The sequence below is a fragment of the Actinomyces oris genome (assembly GCF_001937445.1).
Taxonomy (GTDB): domain Bacteria; phylum Actinomycetota; class Actinomycetes; order Actinomycetales; family Actinomycetaceae; genus Actinomyces; species Actinomyces acetigenes.
In genome coordinates this window covers 1-18,067 of sequence record NZ_MSKS01000045.1, presented here as the reverse complement: position 1 = coordinate 18,067, position 18,067 = coordinate 1, and the positions used below count along the sequence as shown (strand labels likewise).

Genomic DNA, 18,067 nt, shown 5'->3' with positions numbered 1-18,067 from the left:
CCCCCCCCCGGTAGGGGGGTACAAATCACGGCCAGGCACGGATGTTCCCGTACGTGCGGGCACCGAGCCTCACGGACCCGGCCCGTCAGGTGCTCACACGCGTCGTGCGGGGCCCCGCACCTGGCGGGACCCCGCACGACGCGGTGATAAGGCTCGCCGGCTCAAGCAGCGGCGGCAGCGGCCTGCGCCTCGGCGCCTTCCTTGCCGCCCCGACCGTCGGCGTTGCGACCGAGCCCCTTGAGGACGATGACCAGCGCGGTGGTCACCACCGTCCCGGCCAGGATCGCCAGGAGGAAGCCACCGAAGTTGGTGATGGCGAAGGCAACGAACACGCCGCCGTGGGGCGCGCGGGAACCGACGTGCATCGCCATGGTCATCGCACCGGTCACCGCGCCTCCGGCCATGGTGGCCGGGATGACGCGCAGCGGGTCGGCGGCGGCGAAGGGGATAGCGCCCTCGGAGATGAAGGACAGCCCCAACAGCCAGGCACTGCGCCCGTTCTCGATCTCGGCCTTGGTGAACAGTCGCGAGCGCAGGAAGGTCGCGGCCGACATCGCCAGCGGCGGCACCATGCCGGCGGCCATGACAGTGGCCATGATCTCGTAGGGGGCGGTGTTGCTGGCGCTGGCCTCGGACAGGCCCGCGGTGCCGAACAGGTAGGCGGCCTTGTTGATCGGCCCGCCCAGGTCGAAGCACATCATGAGCCCGAGGATGATGCCGAGCAGCACGGCCGACCCGCCCCCGGACATGGAGGTCAGCCCGTGCTTCAGCCCGGTCATGAGGGCGGCCAGGGGCCGCCCGAGGACCAGGTACATGACGGCGCCGACCACCAGTGTGGTCCCCAGCGGGATGACGACCACGGGCATGAGACCTCGCAGCCAGGCCGGCGCATTGAGCCCGGCGAGCCAGGCCGCGAAGTAGCCGGTGAGGATGCCGCCGACCAGGCCGCCGATGAACCCGGCACCGACCTGAACCGCGACGACCCCCATGACGAACCCGGGCGCGATCCCGGGCCTGCCAGCCAGCCCGAAGGAGATGTAGCCGGCCAGCGCCGGGACGAGGAAGCTCATGGCCGCCTGCCCCAGCAGGAACAGCGTCCACCCGATGTACAGCAGCAGCCCGGACTGGGAGACGGTGATCGTCTCGGTTCCGACGATGTTGCCGGCCGAGTTCTTGATCTCGTGGACGAACTCGTTGCCGGGCAGGTTCCACAGGGAGTAGTCGCTGATGGAGATCTTCTCGTAGAGGCTGGCCACGTCGTACCCGGCCAGAAGGAAGCCCAGGGCAATGAGCAGACCGCCGGCGGCCACGAAGGGGATCATGTAGGACACCCCGGTCATGACCGAGCGCTGCAGGCGCCGGGCCCAGTGCTCGGAGCCCTCCTCGCTCTCCTCGCTGGACCCGCCGCCGGCCGGCACACGGGCGGCACTGGGGTCGTCGACCGCGGCCAGGGCCTTGTCCACCAGGGAGCCGGCGTCGTTGACGGCGGCCTTGACCCCGACGTCGATGACGGGCTTGCCGGCGAAGCGCTCGCGGCCCTTGACGGGCAGGTCGTGGGCGAAGATGACGGCGCTGGCCCGTTTGATGAGCTCGGGGTCGAGGGCGTCGATCTTGCCCGAGCCCTGGCCCTCGATGGCCACGGTGATGCCGCGGTCCTTGCCGGCCTGCTCCAGGGCCTCGGCGGCCATGAAGGTGTGGGCGATGCCGGTGGGGCAGGAGGAGACCCCCACGATGACGGTCTGCCCCTCCGCCGGGGCCGACGACGCCGCAGACTCCTTGGACTCCGCGGCGCCGGACCCTGCGGTCGAGCCCGCGGCGCTTCCGGCCTTACCGGCCTTACCGGCCGCGCCGTCCTCGGCCTCCTGCCCGCCGTCGAGCAGCTCGGGCTGGACCTGCTTGGTGACGATGCGGGTGATCTCCTCGGCGTCAGCGGCCTGGCGCAGGGCGTCGGTGAACTCGGTCTGCATGAGTCCGCGGGCGAGCTTGGCCAGGAGCTGGAGGTGGAAGTCGTCGGCACCGTCGGGAGCGGCGATCATGAAGATGAGGTCGGCGGCCCGTCCGTCGGCGGCCCCGAAGTCGACCGGCTGCACCAGGCGGGCGAAGCCGAGGCTGGGGGCCAGGACGTGAGAGCTGCGGCAGTGCGGGATGGCGATGCCTCCGGGAATCCCGGTGGGGGCGGTCGACTCGCGCTTCTTGGCGTCGGCGGCCAGGCCGTCGGGGCTGGAGGCCCGGCCCGCACCGGCCACGGTGGCGGCCAGGAACTCGATGACGTCTTCCTTGCTCGGGCCGGCGTCGGCATCGAGCGCGACCAGCTCGGGGATGATGAGGGGCTTGTTCTCGGTCATGGTCTTCCTTGGTGTCCGAGGTGCCGTCGCCCGGTGGGCTGCGGCGGGTCACAGGTGGTCAAGAGTGGTGGGCATGCGGTCAGTGGTGGTCAGGTGGCGGATCGGTGGGCGGGTGGTGAACAGTCGGTGGCCAGGCGACGGCGGAGCCGGCTGGGCGGTGGCCGGCCGCCGACAGTGCCGGGAGGCAGGGCTCACGGGTCTGCGGCCCCAGCGCCCGCGGGCGCCTCGGCTCAGGCGAGCCGGGTGACGACGGCCGACTGCTCGGGCAGGTCGGCGGGCGTGGGCAGGGTGGTTCCGGGCAGGGAGGCGGCGGCCGAGCCGTAGGCCATGGCGGTGCGCAGGCGCTCGGCCTCGTCGCCGCCGTTGACGTCGGCCAGGATGTAGCCGGCCACTGAGGAGTCCCCGGCGCCGACGGTGGAGACTACCGGGACCTCGGGGGCGGTGGCGTGCCAGGCGCCGTCGGCGGTCACCAGGACGGCGCCGGCGGGGCCGAGGGTCACCATGACGGCGCCGATCCCCAGGCCCACCAGGAGGCGGGCGGCGTCGACGACGGGGCCGTAGTCCCCCTGGACGGCGCCCTCCTCGAGGGCCATGGCGCGCTCGGCGGGCAGGCCGGCGAGCTGGCCGAGCTCCTCACCGTTGGGTTTGATGAGGTCGGGGGCCGATCCGGGCAGCTCGGCAGCCAGGGCCGCCAGGGGCTCGTCGGAGGTGTCGACGGCGATGCGCAGCCCCGGGGCGACCTCCCGCAGGAGCCCCACGAGGCGGGCGTACCACCTGGCCGGCGCGCCCGGCGGCAGGGAGCCGGACAGGACCGCCCAGTGGTGGGGGGAGGTTCCGGACGACGCTCCCGTGAGGGTGAGGGTCTCCAGGAGGGCGTGCTCGACGGCGTCGATCTCCTCCTGGCTCAGGCCCGCGCCCAGCTCGTTGAGCTTGGTGGTGGTGCCGTCGGGCTCGGTGACGGCGGTGTTGATGCGGGCGGGTCCGGCCACGGGCACAGATCGCACGGTGAGGCCGGGCAGCTCGAGGGCGCCCAGGGCGACGAGGATGGGGTCGTGCTCAGCGGCGGGAAGGACGGCGGTGGCGGCGCGCCCGGCATTGGACAGGACACGGGCGACGTTGACGCCCTTGCCTCCCGGTTCCATGACGACGCCGATCAGGCGCTGGACGGCGCCGCGCTGGAGGGGCCCGGGCAGGGAGACGGTGCGGTCGAGGGACGGGTTGGGCGTGAGAGTCAGGATCATGCGACAAGTACCTCGGTTTCGGTGGTGGTGAGCTGGTCGATGAGTGCGGGCGGGAGCTCGACGTCGGTGACCAGGAGGTCGATGTCGTCGAGGGAGGCGAAGGAGACCAGGTGCTCCTGGCCGATCTTGGTGGAGTCGACCAGGGCCACCACCAGGCGGGCACTGCGCACCATGGCGCGTTTGACGGTGGCCTCGTCGGGGTCGGGCGTGGACAGCCCGTGGGCTGCGCTCAGGCCGTTGGCACCCAGGACGGCGACGTCGACCCTCAGGGTGGACAGGGCCTCGACGGCCTCGGGGCCGACGGCGGCCTGAGTCAGTCCTCGCAGCTGGCCACCGAGGATCCGCACCCGGGTGCGTCCGGCGCCGGCCAGCCAGGCGGCGGTCAGGACGGAGTTGGTGATGACGGTCAGGTCGCTGTCGCCCGGCAGGAGGCGGGCGAGCGACCCGGTGGTGGTTCCGGCGTCGATGAGGAGGGTGATGCCGGGCCCCGGTGCGAGCCGCGCCAAGGCGGCGCGGGCGATGGCCTGCTTGGCGGCGGGGTTGACCTGCTCACGCTGGGTCACGCCGGTCTCCGGCAGGGCGGGGGCGGGAATGGCGCCGCCGTGGACCTTGCGCAGGGCACCGCTGCGGTCCAGGGCGGTCAAGTCGCGGCGGATCGTCTCAGGGGTGACGTCGAAGTGCTCGGCGAGCTCGGTGACGAGAACCCGCCCCGCACCGCGCACCTGCTCCACGATCTGGCGGTGCCTGTCCTTGATGCGCATGTTCACCCCCTGGAAGGTCCGTGCCGTCAGCCCAGTACGCCCGTTCGGGCATCCACTCAACTCTGAATGTCTGAACAGACGCAAGAGTATGTCTGTTCGAACATTCATGTCTACCCCCCTGAGTGACTCACAATACATTTCATAGGTTGTTTTGAGAACAGGGGCCGCCCAACGGGCGCCGTCGCACCGTCGAGGACGTACTTCTGCGACCAGGACTGCGTTCTCCGACAAACGACTGCGGGCGCAACCCAGTGGTCTGTAGGACAACGCAGTCCTCGAACGGGAAGTACGTCCTCGGCGCGAACCGCAGTCCCCATTGCCCCCGGACCGCCTGCCCCCGGACCACCCGAACCGTCCCCGGTGGAGCCCCGCCATCGCCGGCCCCATCAGACAGGACTCGTGCCCGCCTCCCCCGGTGGAGGGTGACGGGCACGAGTCTCGATCCGTGCATCGCTGCGTCAAGCTGGGTCAGCCTGGGGCGGTCTGCGTCAGCCTGACCCAGGCGGCATCAGGCATGCGTCAGGCAGCGTCAGTCGACCTGCCGTCTGCGGCGCAGGATGAGGTGGCCGACGACGAGCAGGGCGAGGGCGAGCACCCCTGCGCTGAGCGAGGCGCCGGTGCGGGCCAGAGGACTATCACTCGCCGTCTTGGCCGGGCGGTCGGGTTCGGCCGCCCGGCCGGGCGCCCCGGACGCGACCGGAGTGGTGTTGGCCGCGGGCTGTGCACTGCTGCGGGTGGATGGCTCGGTGCCACCACCCACGGAGGGCTCATCAGCGGCACGGCCGCCTTGCGGGGTGGACGCCGCCGCGCCGTCAGCACCATCCGCCGCGCCGCCGGCACCATCCGCAGTACCGTCAGCCCCCTTTGCCGTCTTGTCACCCGGGTCCGCTCCGTCACCTGCTCCATCACCGGCCTCAGCACCGGGGCCGGTCGCATCCTCATCCTCGATCTCGACCGAGAAGCGATTGAGAACCGTGCCTGCGGAGTCGAGGGTCTCGACGGAGGCCCAGCGGCAGGTGGCGGCCTGGACCGTGCGGCAGGCGCGCGTGGGGGCGTCGGTCGGGAAGGTGAGGTTGAAGTCGACCCGCCCGGTGGTCGGGCCGGTGGGGTCAACAGTGAGGTCGAGGTCCTTGGTCAGGAGCTCCTTATCCCCCGCGCTCACGCGCACGCGCCGGGCGCCGGCGGCCTGCTCGGTGGCGTTGGTGTAGGCCAGGGAGTCCAGGGTCACGGAGACCGTGTCCGTGCTGCGCGCGCCGCCTGAGCTGATGTACACCGGCCCCACGGTCATCCCGGTCTGCCGCTTGGAGTAGCCGGCCTTGACGGGCTGGTCGCCGAAGGAGGCCAGGTAGGCGGAGGTGACGTCGCGGTCGAGGACACCGGTGTTGGTCACGGGCTTGTCCTTCAGGACGGTGTAGCCGTCGCCTCCCGCCAGCAGGAAGGAGTTGGAGGCGACGACGACGCTGTCGCCGTCGGCCAGCGGCTTGCCGTCGACGAGGATCTCGCGGATCGCGGGGGCGGCTGCGGCCTCACCCCCGTATGCGGGGGCGGTGGTGGCCTCGGTGAGGACGTCGACGTTGCTGGACAGCCCCAGGGTGAGCACGGGACGGCTGGAGCCGGGCTGCCACTGCTGGGACAGCAGAGTCTTGAGTTCGGCGCCGGTGAGGGTCGTGTAGGCCATCTCGTTGCCGAAGGGCTGGACGGTGTAGGCCTCCCCCGAGGTCAGGACGCCATCGCCCTCCGAGCCGGAGGCGGCGTAGAGCAGGTCGGCGCGCACGCCGCCGGGGTTCATGATGCCCACGTAGCGGGTGGAGCCGGTCGGCTGGATGTCGGTGGCGAGCCAGCTGCGGAAGGACTCGGCGATGAGGTTGGAGGCGGTGGACTCCGTGCCTCGGTTGGCGCCGGGGCCGGAGCCGTCCGAGCCGCGCAGGAAGTCCGAGCCGATCCTGGCCAGTGGCTTGCCGCCCTCGGCGGCGGAGTCCTTCTCCGCCTGGGACACGATTCCGGCGACACCGTAGGCGTCGGTGGTGCAGCTCGAGCTGCGCAGGTCCTCGTTGTCGGCGCTGACCACTGAGGTCTTCCGGCTGGCGGGGTCATAGCTGAGGCGGATGCGGCCCAGTGCCCAGCCGTAGTGGTCGGCCTGGACGACGGCGATCTGGTTGCCCTCGGCGCCGGTGACGGTCTTGGCGAAGGGCACGTGGGTGTGTCCGGAGAAGACGGCGTCGACGTTCTTGGAGAAGCTCGTGGCCGTGGAGGCCGCGTCCTCATGGCTGAGCACGACGACGACGTCGGCCTCACCGTTGGCGGGATCGCCGTCCTTGAGCTCGGCGGCACGGGTGTTGGCGGCGGCGATCGCTGGGCTCAGGGTGAGGGTGGACAGGGCCGAGGGTGACACGAGGGTGGGAAGCTCATCGGTGACGACGCCGACGAAGCCGACGCGCACACCGCCGACCTCCTTGATGAAGACCCCGTTGCCGCCGCCCTCGGCGCTCAGGGGAGCTGAGCCGGAGACGTTGGCAGCCAGGATCGGGAAGCTCGAGGCGGGCAGGATGCGCGTCTCCAGGTCGGTCAGGCCCTGGTCGAGCTCGTGGTTGCCCAGGGCGGAGGCATCCAGGGACATCGCGTTGAGCGCCTCCATGGTGGGGCGGTCCTGGAGGATGGAGGAGACGTAGGCCGATCCGCCCACGGAGTCTCCGGCGGAGACGAACAGCGTGTTGGGGTTGGCGGCGCGGGCGGCGGAGACCTCGCAGGCCAGCGTGACGGCGCCGGGGTCCTCGACGGATGTCTGTCCGGTGCCGCTGTCTGTCTGAGTGGTCCGGGAGATGTGGCCGTGCAGGTCGGTGATGCCCAGCAGGTCGATGGTGGTGGTGCCGGCGGCCGGAGCGTCGGCCGGGGTGGCCGGTTCTTCAGCACTGGCGGGTGGGCTGAGCGGGAAGGGACTAAGGGTGGTCAGCGTCAGCGCGCACATGACGGCGCCGACCCTGACCGCCCACGTGGGGTGCAGTCGCATGTCGTTCCTTGTCAGGCGGAGGGATGGTGACGCGGGAGAAGACGAGGAGGGGAACATACGCAACCGTATGCCTCATGCGACACAGGGAACTCTTTTTCACGGCACTCACTGACGTTCATCAGTTAGCGCTCGTGCCCGCCTCCCCCGGGTGCCCGTCAGCGCCGTCGGGAAGTGCCTCCACCGCGGGAGCACGGCGAGGAACGAGCCACGCGGATGGTTACCCAAGAGCGCCGATCCCGCACGCTCCCTCCCACGGCACGACGACGGCGTCCGCCACCTCGGGGAAGAGGCGGCGGACGCCGTCGCTGTGGGCGCGAGCCCGGATCAGCCAGGCATCAGACGATGCCGTGGGCGATCATGACGTCGGCAACGCGGGTGAAACCGGCCGCGTTGGCGCCGAGCACGTAGTCACCGGGGCGGCCGTACTCCTCGGCCGCCGCGACGCAGGAGTCGTGGATGTCGGTCATGATGCCGGTCAGCTTGGCCTCGGCGGTGGCGAAGTCCCAGCGAGTGCGGCCGGCGTTCTGCTCCATCTCGAGGGCGGAGGTCGCCACGCCACCGGCGTTGGCGGCCTTACCGGGGGCGAAGAGGATGCCGGCCTTCTGGAAGGCCTCGACGGCCTCGGGGGTGGAGGGCATGTTGGCGCCCTCGGAGACCACGCCGCAGCCGCCCCGCAGCAGGGTGTTCGCCGCGTCGCCGTCGAGCTCGTTCTGGGTGGCACAGGGCAGGGCGACGTCGCCGGGGACGTCCCACACGGAGCCGCCGGTCACGAGGCGGGCACCGGGGCGACGCTCGACGTAGTCGGCCACGCGACCGCGCTCGACCTCCTTGACCTGCTTGAGCAGCTCGAGGTCCACCCCGGCCTCGTCGACGACGTAGCCGGAGGAGTCGGAGAAGGTGATGGGGGTGGCGCCGAGCTGCTGGGCCTTCTCGATGGCGTAGATCGCCACGTTTCCGGCACCGGAGACGAGGACCTTCTTGCCCTCGAGGGACTCACCCTTGGTGGCGAGCATGGACTGGGCGAAGAGCACGGTGCCGTAGCCGGTGGCCTCGGTGCGCACGAGGGAGCCGCCCCAGGCCAGGCCCTTACCGGTGAGGACGCCGGCGTCATAGGAGTTCCGCAGGCGCTTGTACTGGCCGAACAGGTAGCCGATCTCGCGGCCGCCCACACCGATGTCGCCGGCTGGCACGTCGGTGGAGGGGCCGATGTGGCGGGCCAGCTCAGTCATGAAGGACTGGCAGAAGCGCATGACCTCGGCGTCGGAGCGTCCGTGCGGGTCGAAGTCGGAGCCACCCTTGCCGCCGCCGATGCCCTGGGCGGTCAGGGCGTTCTTGAAGATCTGCTCGAAGCCGAGGAACTTGATGATGCCTGCGTTGACTGAGGGGTGGAAGCGCAGGCCGCCCTTGTAGGGGCCCAGCGCCGAGTTGAACTCGATGCGGAAGCCGCGGTTGACGTGGACCTGGCCGGCATCGTCGACCCACGGGACCCGGAACATGATCTGACGCTCGGGCTCGACGATGCGCTCCAGGAGGGCGCCCTCGGCGTAGTGGGGGTGCTTGGCGATGACGGGACCGAGTGACTCCAGCACCTCGTGGACGGCCTGGTGGAACTCGACCTCTCCACGGTTGCGAGCCACAACCTGCTCATAGACCTTCTCGACAACGTCCTGCATGGGGGACTCCTTCGCCTTGCGGATTAGCTCAGCACCTGGCTGGTCGCCGCGGCGCCGCGAGAAGACTTCCACCGTGACGTTCACTGAGACGAAACATCTCGCGATCCGGAGGAAACATAGCCGTCGCAAAGGCCGCATTCTGGACGTTCACGCAACACAGATCACATTCCTGGATGATCTGGAGGCGTGAAGAGTGAACAGCTTCCAGACGGTTCAGTCGGGACGGCCCGCTATACCCACGGCCACAGTGCAGCGGTGCTCAGCGCGCACTCGCGGCGCCGCGCGGCGGACTCGGCCGCCTACCTGCTTGCCCACCTGAGTGCGGGAATGGACCTGCTCGACGTCGGCTGCGGGCCGGCGTCCATCACCGCGGATCTCGCTGAGCGCGTCGCCCCGGGGCAGGTCGTCGCCCTGGATGCCGCGTCCGATGCCCTGCAGGCGGCTCGGGCGACGCTGAGCGAACGGGGCCTGTCCGAACAGGTGGAGCTGACCTGCGGGGACGTCATGGCCTTGCCCTTCGAGGACGCCTCCTTCGATGTCGTCCACGCCCACCAGGTCCTTCAGCACCTCGCGGACCCGGTGGGGGCCCTGGCCGAGATGCGCCGTCTCACCCGCCCCGGTGGGATCGTGGCCGCGCGCGACGCCGTCTACTCCGCCATGACCTGGTTCCCCGAGCCTGCGGGCATGGAGCAGTGGCGCTCGGTCTACATGGCCACCGCCCGGGCCAACGGCGGCGAGCCCGATGCCGGCAGCCGGCTGCTGTCCTGGGCCCGGGCGGCGGGCTTCACCGACGTGACGGCCTCGGCGTCCACCTGGTGCTATGCCACGCCCGCCGACCGCACCTGGCAGTCGCAGACCTGGGCGCAGCGGTGCCTGACCTCCTTCGGGCCGCGGGCCGTCGAGCTGGGGCTGGCGGACAGGGCCGACCTGGAGGCGATGGCCCAGGCGTGGCGGCAGTGGGGCGCCAGCGAGGACGCCTGGTTCGTCGTCGTGCACGGAGAGGTCCTGGCCCGCGTCTGACGGCGGGCACACGGGATCGCCCGGCGCTGTGAGCCGTCGCTCCGGCCGGTGAGGAGTGACCCGTATTGACTCACAGGTCGCACACAACGGGCACCCGCTCCTCTACGCTCATTCCAATGCCCGAACACACCCCCGCTCCCCGCTCCTCCGTAATGGACGTGATGGCTCTGCGATCCGTCACGGAGCTTCCCGTCACCCGGCGCCATGTCCTGGACCCCGAGATCCTGCGGACGGTGGCGGCCGTCGATCGGGTTGGCGATCTGACGCGCTTCAACGTCGCCGAGGTGCCCGAGCTGGCCCAGATCTCCGCCCCCGAGGAGCTGCTGGCGCCCGACGAGCGCGGCTGGGCCCTGGGGCACGCCCTGTCCCTGGCCGTGGAGCACGGGCAGCGCCTGTGGCTCAGCGAGGTTCCCAGGGGGCGTGTGGGGCTGCTGCGGACCATCCTGGGCGAGCACCTCGTCCACGTTGCCTCCCCGGATGCGCCCGAGGCCATCGAAGCCCCTCAGAGAGACGGGGGCGAGGGAACCGGTGAGGGCAGCGTCGTCGTCGCCGTGAGCCCGCGCCGCCTTCTGGACGAGTGGGCCACCGGGACACCCGAGCAGATCCGCTACCTGCGCACCGTCCTGGAGGGGACGGACCCGCTGCGCGTCTCGCGGCACACCCTGGCCGCCCTGCAGGAGGCGAAGGTCGATCTCGTGCCGCGTGCCGGTATCGTCCGGTTGTTGCACAACCCCCGCTTCCTGGCCTACGCGACGGTGTTCGTCTACTCCTCGCTGCGGGCGCTTCCGGCCGTCTACGCCCCCGGCTTCCACGGCAACCCCTGGGTGCTGTGGGCCATCGATATCCTCACCGCGGTGCCCTACACCTGGGGGATCATCGCCATGGTGGCAGGCAAGCGACGCCGCATCCGCTTCGCCGGGTTCCTCGTCACCCTCATCACCTTCGTGGCGCCCTACGTGTACTTCTTCCTGTCGGGCGCCCACGGGGACGGCCCCGGCTACCCGCAGTGGGTCATCATGGTGGTCATCGGCCTGGTGCTGGCCACCTTCCTGTTGGAGGGCGGCCGCTGGCTGCGTGACGTGATCGTCGCCCGGGGGCTGCGCACCCCGGGGGGCGGCTAGTCGGCCTACGCCGCCGACGCCGTCGTTTCCGCCCCACGGATCGAGCGCAGCACCCCGGCGAGCAGGAACCACCCGCCGGAGACGATGAGGACGACGACCAGGCTGAGCGGCCGGTGGGGGTAGACCGCCACCAGCCAGCAGGTGGCCAGGAACCACACCGCCACCGCACCGATGTTGAGGGCGCGGAAGCGCTTGACGCGGGCCGGGTGCGCGTAGTGCGTGGGCACCAGGGTCAGCACCACGAAGATGAGGGTGACGATGATGTTGAAGACCGCCGGGGTCTGGAGCACGTAGAACATGAGGGCCACGATGTTCCAGGCGGCCGGGAAGCCCACGAAGTAGTAGTCGGTGGACTTCCACTGCTTGTTGGCGTAGCAGAACATTGACGAGCTCAGGACGAGGGCCATGAGCAGTCCCGCCACCGGCCTGGGGCCCATCGGCAGGGCCACGTACATGAAGACCGCCGGGATGAAGGTCCAGGTGAGGTAGTCGACGACGATGTCCACGATGCCGCCGTCGAACCAGGGGATGATCTCGGAGACCCGGGCACGCCGGGCCAGGGTGCCGTCAACACCGTCGACGACGAGGGCGACGAGTAGCCAGACCCACATCCACGTGTACTCCCGGTGGGGGCTGATGGTGGTGAGCATGGCCAGGCTGGCCCACACCAGTCCCGACATGGTCAAGATGTGCACTGCCCAGGCGGCGACACGGGCCCGTGCCGGGTACTGCGCCGTCGACACAGACGCCCCCTCTCGGTGGATAACACTGACGGCCGGCAGTCTATGCGGTTCACAGCCCCAGCACCTATCCGCCGGAAGGCGCTCCTGAGCGATCCCCGTCTCCCCCATACCGCCCGAGAACCGTGTGCGCCCCCGTACCTGCCGGTTCGGGGGCGCACTCGAACTGCCGGGCGCCGGGGAGACGCTCGGGAGATGACTCACATACTCACGTTGCGGAAGTCGAAGGGGTAGATCCCCATGGGGTTCCAGTGGGCGATGAGGCGCGCACCGCAGGCCCGATCGTGGGCCCACAGCTCGGAGCTGATGACGACGCCGCCGCCCTCCAGCTCGCTGAGGTCCAGGCGGTGGTGGCCGTCGACGTACTCGTCGGCCTGTTCGACAGGGTAGAGGGTCAGGTCCGACGCGGGGCTCGACAGGCCCACCAACTGCTCATCGAGGCCGGCCAGGTCGTTGCCGGCGATGCCGTAGCGGCTCGCCAGCTCGTTGACGTCACGGCGCGCGATGGCGGCGACGAACTCCTGGACCTCGGTGTAGATCCGCTGACGCAGGTCCTCGCTGCCCCAAGGCGCTGGGGCCGGCTCGCTCGGCTCGGCGGGTTCGGCGGGCTCGGCCGGCTCCTCCTCGGCGCTCGGCCGGCCCTCGGCGGCCGCCTCGGCATCCGTGGTCTGCGGGGGCTCAGCCTCTGCGAGCGCGGGCGACCTCTCCGGGTTCTCCTGTGCCTGCGGGGGCTCGACGGGGGCGTGCTCGGTTGGGGTCTCCTGGGCCGCGTGATCCCCGGGCTCGCCCTCGGGCGTTGAGGAGGTCGGCGCGGAGGCGGCCTCAGCACCGGAGGACGGCGGCGCCTCAGGCACCGGCGCATCGGCGGCGCGCGCCGTCTCGGCGGTATCGGCGACGGGGGGCGCCGTCGCCTCGACGGGGGCAGCGGCCTCGGGGGCCTCCTCGGAGAGGTCGAGGGTGACCTCATGGCCCTCGTGACCGGCGGCGTCGGCCGGGGTCAGGGGAAGCGCGAGCTGGTCGGGGGCGACGGTCTCACCCGTGGGTGCGGCCACGGGCTCGCCACCGGCATGCTCGACGGCGGGGATCGCCACCGGCTCATAAGCGGACTCGGCCGTCCCGGAGGACTGGGCCACCTGGGTCGGCGAAGCCGGCTCCGACTCGGCGGGAACGGCTGCTTCAGCGGCGTCCTCAGCGGCCTGCTCCGGGACGGCGTCGGCCGGGGTCTGAGCGGTGGCGGCGGCGTGCCGGGCCCGGCGCGCGGTGCGGGCGAGCTCCGCCTCGGGAGCCGGGACGGCGAGCTCGTCGGCACCGGCCTCGGCGTCGGCCTCCTCACCGGTCTCTGCGGGGCTCGGCGCGGGCTGCGCCTGCTGCTCCTCCTCGGGAACAACCGGGGCATGCGGCATCTCAACCATCGTGGGCTGCGCCTCGGCCGGCGGGCGCACCTCACCGTCCACAAGGCCCTGCTCCACGGGGAAGGGCTGGACGAGGAGTGTCTCCCCCGTCGGCGCGGCGACCGGCTCGGTCTGAGCCTGCGTCACCGGCTGCCCGACGCCGTCGGGCGCCTCAGCGGCCTCGGCCGGCGTGTGGGCAGTCACCGCCGCGTGCCGAGCCTGGTGAGCAGCGGCCGGGTCCTCCGCCTCGGGGGCGAGGACCGGCGCGGGGCTCTCAGTCTTCTCCGACTCCTCGGCCGAGGCGGGGACGGACTCCTCGACCTGCGGGGCCTGCGTCTCGGCGGGGGCCTCCTCGGTGAGGGGATCACTGGCAGGGGCCGACGACTCCTGGGCTTGGGCGGGGGCGTCCTCAGGGGACTGGGAACCGGCGGGCTGCTCGGCCTCAGCAGCGGACTCAGCCGCCTGCTGTGCGGGCACAGCGAAGACGGAGGGGACTTCGGCGTACTCGCCGAGCGCATCGGCCTCCGGTGCCTCCCCCGTCTCGGAGGGCTCACTGGCCTCAGGAGTCTGAGGCGTCTGGTGGGCCTCGGCCGGGACCTGCGTCGTCGGGCCCTCGTCAGTGGCCTCGGCCGGGGACGGCTCCGCGACGGCCTCGGGCAGCGGGTCGGAGTTGAGGTACTGGCGCCGTTCCACGCCCACGCGGGTGAGCTGGCCGGCGAGGATCTCGGGGCGACCGAGGTAGTCCCAGACCTCCCCGGGGCCCGAGCGCAGGCTCAGGGAGGGGGCGTCGAGGATGGCGACCCCGCCGTCGGGCAGGAAGCACAGGAACAGCCCGGTCATCTCACCGGTGGTGGCGTCCCACAGGCGCACGGTGCCGTCCTCGGAGCCGGTGAGGATTCGGGTGCCGTCGGGGCTCCACTGCGCGTCGGTGACGCCGAAGCGGTGGCCGGCCAGGGACAGCACGATCTTGCCGGAGACCTCGTCCCACACGCGCACGACGCCGTCGTCGAAGCCGGCCAGCACCTTGGTGCCGTCGGGGCTCCAGGCGTAGGAGCGGACCATGGCGGCGTCGTCGCGCAGTGTCACGAGCTCGCCGGAGGTGATGACGTCCCAGACGTGGGCGGCGCCGTCGGCGCTGCCGGTGACGACGCGAGGGCCTCCTTGCGTCCACACGACGTCGCGCACCCAGTTGCCGGTGTAGGTGTGGATGACCTCGCCGGTGGAGGCGTCCCAGATGCGGGCCGTCCCGTCCTGGGAGCCGGTCAGGGCGCGCTGGCCGTTGGGGCTCCAGGCGACCGAGGTGATCATGTCACTGTGGCCCTCGAGGGTCAGGATGCGCTCGCCGCGGGCGGCGTCCCAGATCGCGGCGCGGTCGTCCCCCAGTCCGGTGAGGATGCGCTCGCCGTCCGGGCTCCAGGCGATGTCGTTGACGTCGTCCTCCCCGGCGGTCAGGGCCTGGACGACATCTCCGGTGGAGGCGTCCAGGATGAGGACGCGCGGCGAGAGGTAGGAGGAGGTGGCCAGGCGGGTGCCGTCCGGGCTCCAGACGACCTCGCTCAGCTCGCGGGCGCCGTTGTCCACCGTGAGACGCGGCTCGCCGGTGGTGGCGTCCCAGACGCGGTTGCCGCCGATCTTGGCGCCGATGCTGAGCCTGGTGCCGTCGGGGCTCCAGGAGACGGTCTCCACGGAGTTGCCGGCCCCCAGGACGAGCTGGGTCTGGCCGGTGGTGGCGTCCCAGACACGCACGGTGTCATCGTGCGAGCCGGTGGCCACGCGGCGCGAGTCCGGGCTCCAGGCCAGGGCGCAGGCCCACTGGTTGTGGCCGCGCAGACTGAGCAGCTCCTCGCCGGTGGCGGCGTCCCAGATGTGGGCGGTGGTGCCGGAGATGTCGTCGGTGATGATGCGGCTGCCGTCGGGGCTCCAGGAGACGACGCTGACCCAACGGCGTTCGCGACCGTGGAGGCTGAGGACCTCCTCGCCGGTGGCGGCGTCCCAGACCCGGGGCTCGGCCGAGTCGAAGGCGGTGATGATGCGGCGCGAGTCCGGGCTCCATGACAGGCTGGTCATCGGCTCGATCGGGCCGACGTGGGTCGGCCTGCCGTCGGGCCCCATGGTGGCGCCGCGCCCCACGAAGGCCATGGGGCCCACACGCAGCAGCTCGGTGCCGGTGGTGACGTCCCAGACCCGGGCGGTGCCGTCGTCGGAGGCGGTGGCCACGCGGGTCCCGTCCGGGCTCCACGACACCGCGGTGAGGTGCTCGGTGTGCCCCGACAGTGTGCGCACCACCTGACCGCTGGAGGCGTCCCAGATGCGGGCCGAGGCGTCGTCGAAGCTGGTGAGGATGCGGGTGGAGTCGGGGCTCCAGGCCACCGCCCCGCCGACACCGGAGCCGCCGACCCCTAAGGTCAGCAGGTCGGCGCCGGTGGTCGCGTCCCAGACGCGGACACTGTGGTCCTCCGCAGCAGTGAGGAGCCGCGTGCCATCGGGGCTCCAGGCCACGGCGCTGATGGACAGGCTGGGGCCGGCCAGCGCGAACAGCTCGGTTCCGCGGTTCGCGTCCCAGACCCGGGCCGTGCCGTCGTGCGATCCGGACAGGAGCCGCGTGCCGTCCGGGCTCCAGGCCACGCCCCACAGCGCGTCGAAGTGGCCGGCATACAGTGACACCTCACGAGGGTCGATCGTCGCCGAGGTCTCTGAAGGCACAGTCATGGTTGAAGTCTAGAGATCTCTGCGAGGTATCTGCGGCATCTTGAGCCGATTGCGAGCAGTTACCTGAGTGATATCTGGCAAATCCGGGGCTGAGAGGGCGCCACGCCGGGGGCGCGACACGCTGAGTCGCCGCCTTCCGCGCCACTGCGCCCAGTTCGGGCGGGCGCGGGAGGGCGCTGCGCTGCCTGCTTCGACCGGCTCGCCCGCCACGTCGATATCTTCCTGAGATGTCCGGAGAATTATCAGTGGCCGCTGCCGAGGGCGCCGTAGTGGGCGTCGTCGACGGGCTGGAGCCACTCGTTGGAGGTGTTCTCGCCGGGCACGCCCAAGGCGATGTGGGAGAACCAGGAGTCGGCCTTCGCACCGTGCCAGTGCGTGATACCGGCACGGGTGAAGATGACGTTACCTGGCTCGAGGCTGACGGCGTCGTGGCCCTCCTCCTGATACCAGCCCGAGCCGGCAGTGCAGATGAGGACCTGCCCACCACCGGAGGTGGCGTGGTGGATGTGCCAGTTGTTGCGGCAGCCGGGCTCGAAGGTGACGTTATGAACGCTCACCGCGCACTCGGGATCGGTAACGAGGGCTCTAAGGAAGCTCTCACCCGTAAAGTACTGGGCGAAGGCCGTATTTGCCTCCCCCTTGCCGAAGATGTTCTCGGCATTGAAGACGGTCTCGTCGATGGTAGCGGTCATCGAGGTTCCTCCTAAGTCGGTGTTGATGTCGAGCTGGCCGATGGCGTCCGAGATGGCAGGTACTGCCCGAACTGTGCCGGTTAGGGGTGGTCAGTCTCGGTCGACCTCGACGGTAGTGCGGTCCGGGCGCGTCATCCAGGTCCTACCACCCCTCGGAGTCGGACGGCATTGGCGGCACCATCACGGCTCTCTTCGCCGGCCGTCTCCAACCTGAGATGGAATCGCGCCGCGATCCGCCCTCCTTAGGGTGGACATGGATCGGCGGAGAATCGTTCGGCGGCCTGATGTGCCGTGGGCCACGATCGCGCAGGCTGGAGTCATGACCGCGATCACGACCTCCCGCCCCACGAGTCAGGGACTCGCCCCCGCCGGTAAGAGCCTCGGACACCGCTGGCTCAAGAACGTTCTGGCCACCGCTCTTGCCGGCATTCTCTGTCTGGTGCTCATTGGCGTCACACGCACCGTCTCCGCGCTGATCACCGGCGGAGACACCCGCACCGGGGCCGGGCGGTAGGCGAGTCTCTTCGGTTCGCCTCACCACGGCGTTCCTCGTCGTCTCTCCACCGCACCTTCTCCGGTCGCCCCGCCATCTCCGGGCCGGCCACCAACGCTGAGGGCGACGGCGGGCTCAGGCGCGGAGCTGAGGCGCACAGTCCACAGTCATACCCAGCCCGCAGTCAGAGGTGCACAGCCGGCGGTCAGTTGCCGGTGCCGTGGAAGACGACCTCGAGGTTGTTGCCATCGGGGTCGAGGACAAAGGCCGGGGTGATAGTGCGGGCGCTCGCCAGGACCGCCGTTGTCGGTGCCGCCCGCCGCCAGGGCCGCCTCGTAGAAGGCTCTCGAGGCCGCCGGATCACTGACATTCACAGAGATGTGATCAATCACACCTCCAGCCTAGCTGCGCATCTCAGGACACGTAAGGCCCGAGGCACACCCTTCAGACGTCGAGCCGGGCATTTTTCGCGTAGCCCTACGGAATTTCTGTTGTGCTACGCGAGAAATGCCCGGCTCGGCGGCAAGAGGCTAGAGGGGAGGGCTCAGAACAGCGCCGGCAGGACACCCTCGACGTCGTCCCCCAGCTCGGCCAGGTCCAGGCCTGAGCGCCCCAGGGCCGCCCGCACCTCCAGGGCCTGAAATCGCACCGCCTCAGGCAGACGGGCCGGACTGGTACGCGGGCGACGCGACCGGGGCTCAAGCACCGCCGTCGGCCCCTCCAGACGGGCGCGGCGCCGCAGGACGTAGATCGTTTCTCGACACTTCGACCAAAACTTCATAGACGACGCGGCTCCGCGTCGGTGGGGTCAGGTGGTGTTTGCACCGTTGATGATGTCGTTGAGTTTCTCAGTTGGGGTCTGTCCGTTCAAGAC

The 18,067-nt window shown here is 70.8% G+C and carries 12 protein-coding genes and 1 pseudogene; 3 read left to right on the top strand and 10 right to left on the bottom strand.

Features of this window, described 5'->3' with window-relative positions; genetic code table 11:
- Positions 1-161 precede the first annotated feature (161 nt).
- The 5 genes from BKH20_RS11285 to gdhA form a co-directional block, all read right to left on the bottom strand.
- Positions 162-2,345 carry a PTS fructose transporter subunit IIABC gene (locus BKH20_RS11285; RefSeq protein WP_075391138.1) on the bottom strand — a complete coding sequence of 728 codons (2,184 nt, stop codon included), beginning with the start codon at positions 2,343-2,345 and terminating at the stop codon, positions 162-164.
- A gap of 230 nt (positions 2,346-2,575) precedes the next feature.
- Positions 2,576-3,586: a 1-phosphofructokinase family hexose kinase gene (locus tag BKH20_RS11280; RefSeq protein WP_075391137.1), complete on the bottom strand. Its 1,011-nt coding sequence runs from the start codon at positions 3,584-3,586 to the stop codon at positions 2,576-2,578.
- Positions 3,583-4,347 (bottom strand): DeoR/GlpR family DNA-binding transcription regulator, encoded by a 765-nt coding sequence (locus tag BKH20_RS11275; protein WP_075391139.1) that lies wholly within the window; start codon positions 4,345-4,347, stop codon positions 3,583-3,585. The genes BKH20_RS11280 and BKH20_RS11275 overlap by 4 nt, the downstream gene beginning before the upstream one ends.
- Positions 4,348-4,876: 529 nt before the next feature.
- On the bottom strand, positions 4,877-7,354 hold the full coding sequence (locus BKH20_RS11270) for a bifunctional metallophosphatase/5'-nucleotidase (protein ID WP_075391136.1): 2,478 nt from the start codon (positions 7,352-7,354) through the stop codon (positions 4,877-4,879).
- 335 nt (positions 7,355-7,689) lie between these two features.
- Positions 7,690-9,027, bottom strand: a complete 1,338-nt coding sequence (gdhA, locus tag BKH20_RS11265) for an NADP-specific glutamate dehydrogenase (protein WP_070660875.1) — start codon at positions 9,025-9,027, stop codon at positions 7,690-7,692.
- A gap of 186 nt (positions 9,028-9,213) precedes the next feature.
- On the opposite strand from gdhA, the gene BKH20_RS11260 reads away from it, so the two are divergent.
- On the top strand, positions 9,214-10,047 hold the full coding sequence (locus BKH20_RS11260; RefSeq protein WP_075391135.1) for a class I SAM-dependent methyltransferase: 834 nt from the start codon (positions 9,214-9,216) through the stop codon (positions 10,045-10,047).
- A 116-nt stretch (positions 10,048-10,163) separates the two neighbouring features.
- Positions 10,164-11,168 (top strand): hypothetical protein, encoded by a 1,005-nt coding sequence (locus BKH20_RS11255; RefSeq protein ID WP_075391134.1) that lies wholly within the window; start codon positions 10,164-10,166, stop codon positions 11,166-11,168.
- 5 nt (positions 11,169-11,173) lie between these two features.
- On the opposite strand, the gene BKH20_RS11250 is transcribed toward BKH20_RS11255, so the two are convergent.
- From BKH20_RS11250 to BKH20_RS11240, 3 genes are all read right to left on the bottom strand, one after another.
- The gene (locus BKH20_RS11250; protein WP_075391133.1) at positions 11,174-11,911 is read right to left on the bottom strand and encodes a CDP-alcohol phosphatidyltransferase family protein; all 738 of its coding nucleotides are present in this window, start codon (positions 11,909-11,911) and stop codon (positions 11,174-11,176) included.
- Positions 11,912-12,108: 197 nt separating this feature from the next.
- Positions 12,109-16,008, bottom strand: coding sequence for an eIF2A-related protein (locus BKH20_RS11245; protein ID WP_075391132.1), 3,900 nt, complete (start codon positions 16,006-16,008; stop codon positions 12,109-12,111).
- 242 nt (positions 16,009-16,250) lie between these two features.
- Positions 16,251-16,700, bottom strand: coding sequence for a cupin domain-containing protein (locus BKH20_RS11240; protein WP_075391131.1), 450 nt, complete (start codon positions 16,698-16,700; stop codon positions 16,251-16,253).
- A gap of 319 nt (positions 16,701-17,019) precedes the next feature.
- Here BKH20_RS11240 and BKH20_RS11235 point away from each other — a divergent pair, with 319 nt between their 5' ends.
- Positions 17,020-17,214, top strand: a complete 195-nt coding sequence (locus tag BKH20_RS11235; RefSeq protein WP_075391130.1) for a hypothetical protein — start codon at positions 17,020-17,022, stop codon at positions 17,212-17,214.
- 184 nt (positions 17,215-17,398) lie between these two features.
- Here BKH20_RS11235 and BKH20_RS14775 read toward each other — a convergent pair.
- A pseudogene (locus BKH20_RS14775) lies at positions 17,399-17,543 on the bottom strand (VOC family protein); the annotation flags it as partial.
- A gap of 194 nt (positions 17,544-17,737) precedes the next feature.
- Positions 17,738-17,974 carry a hypothetical protein gene (locus BKH20_RS14110; protein WP_143225001.1) on the bottom strand — a complete coding sequence of 79 codons (237 nt, stop codon included), beginning with the start codon at positions 17,972-17,974 and terminating at the stop codon, positions 17,738-17,740.
- Between the last annotated feature and the right edge of the window lie 93 nt (positions 17,975-18,067).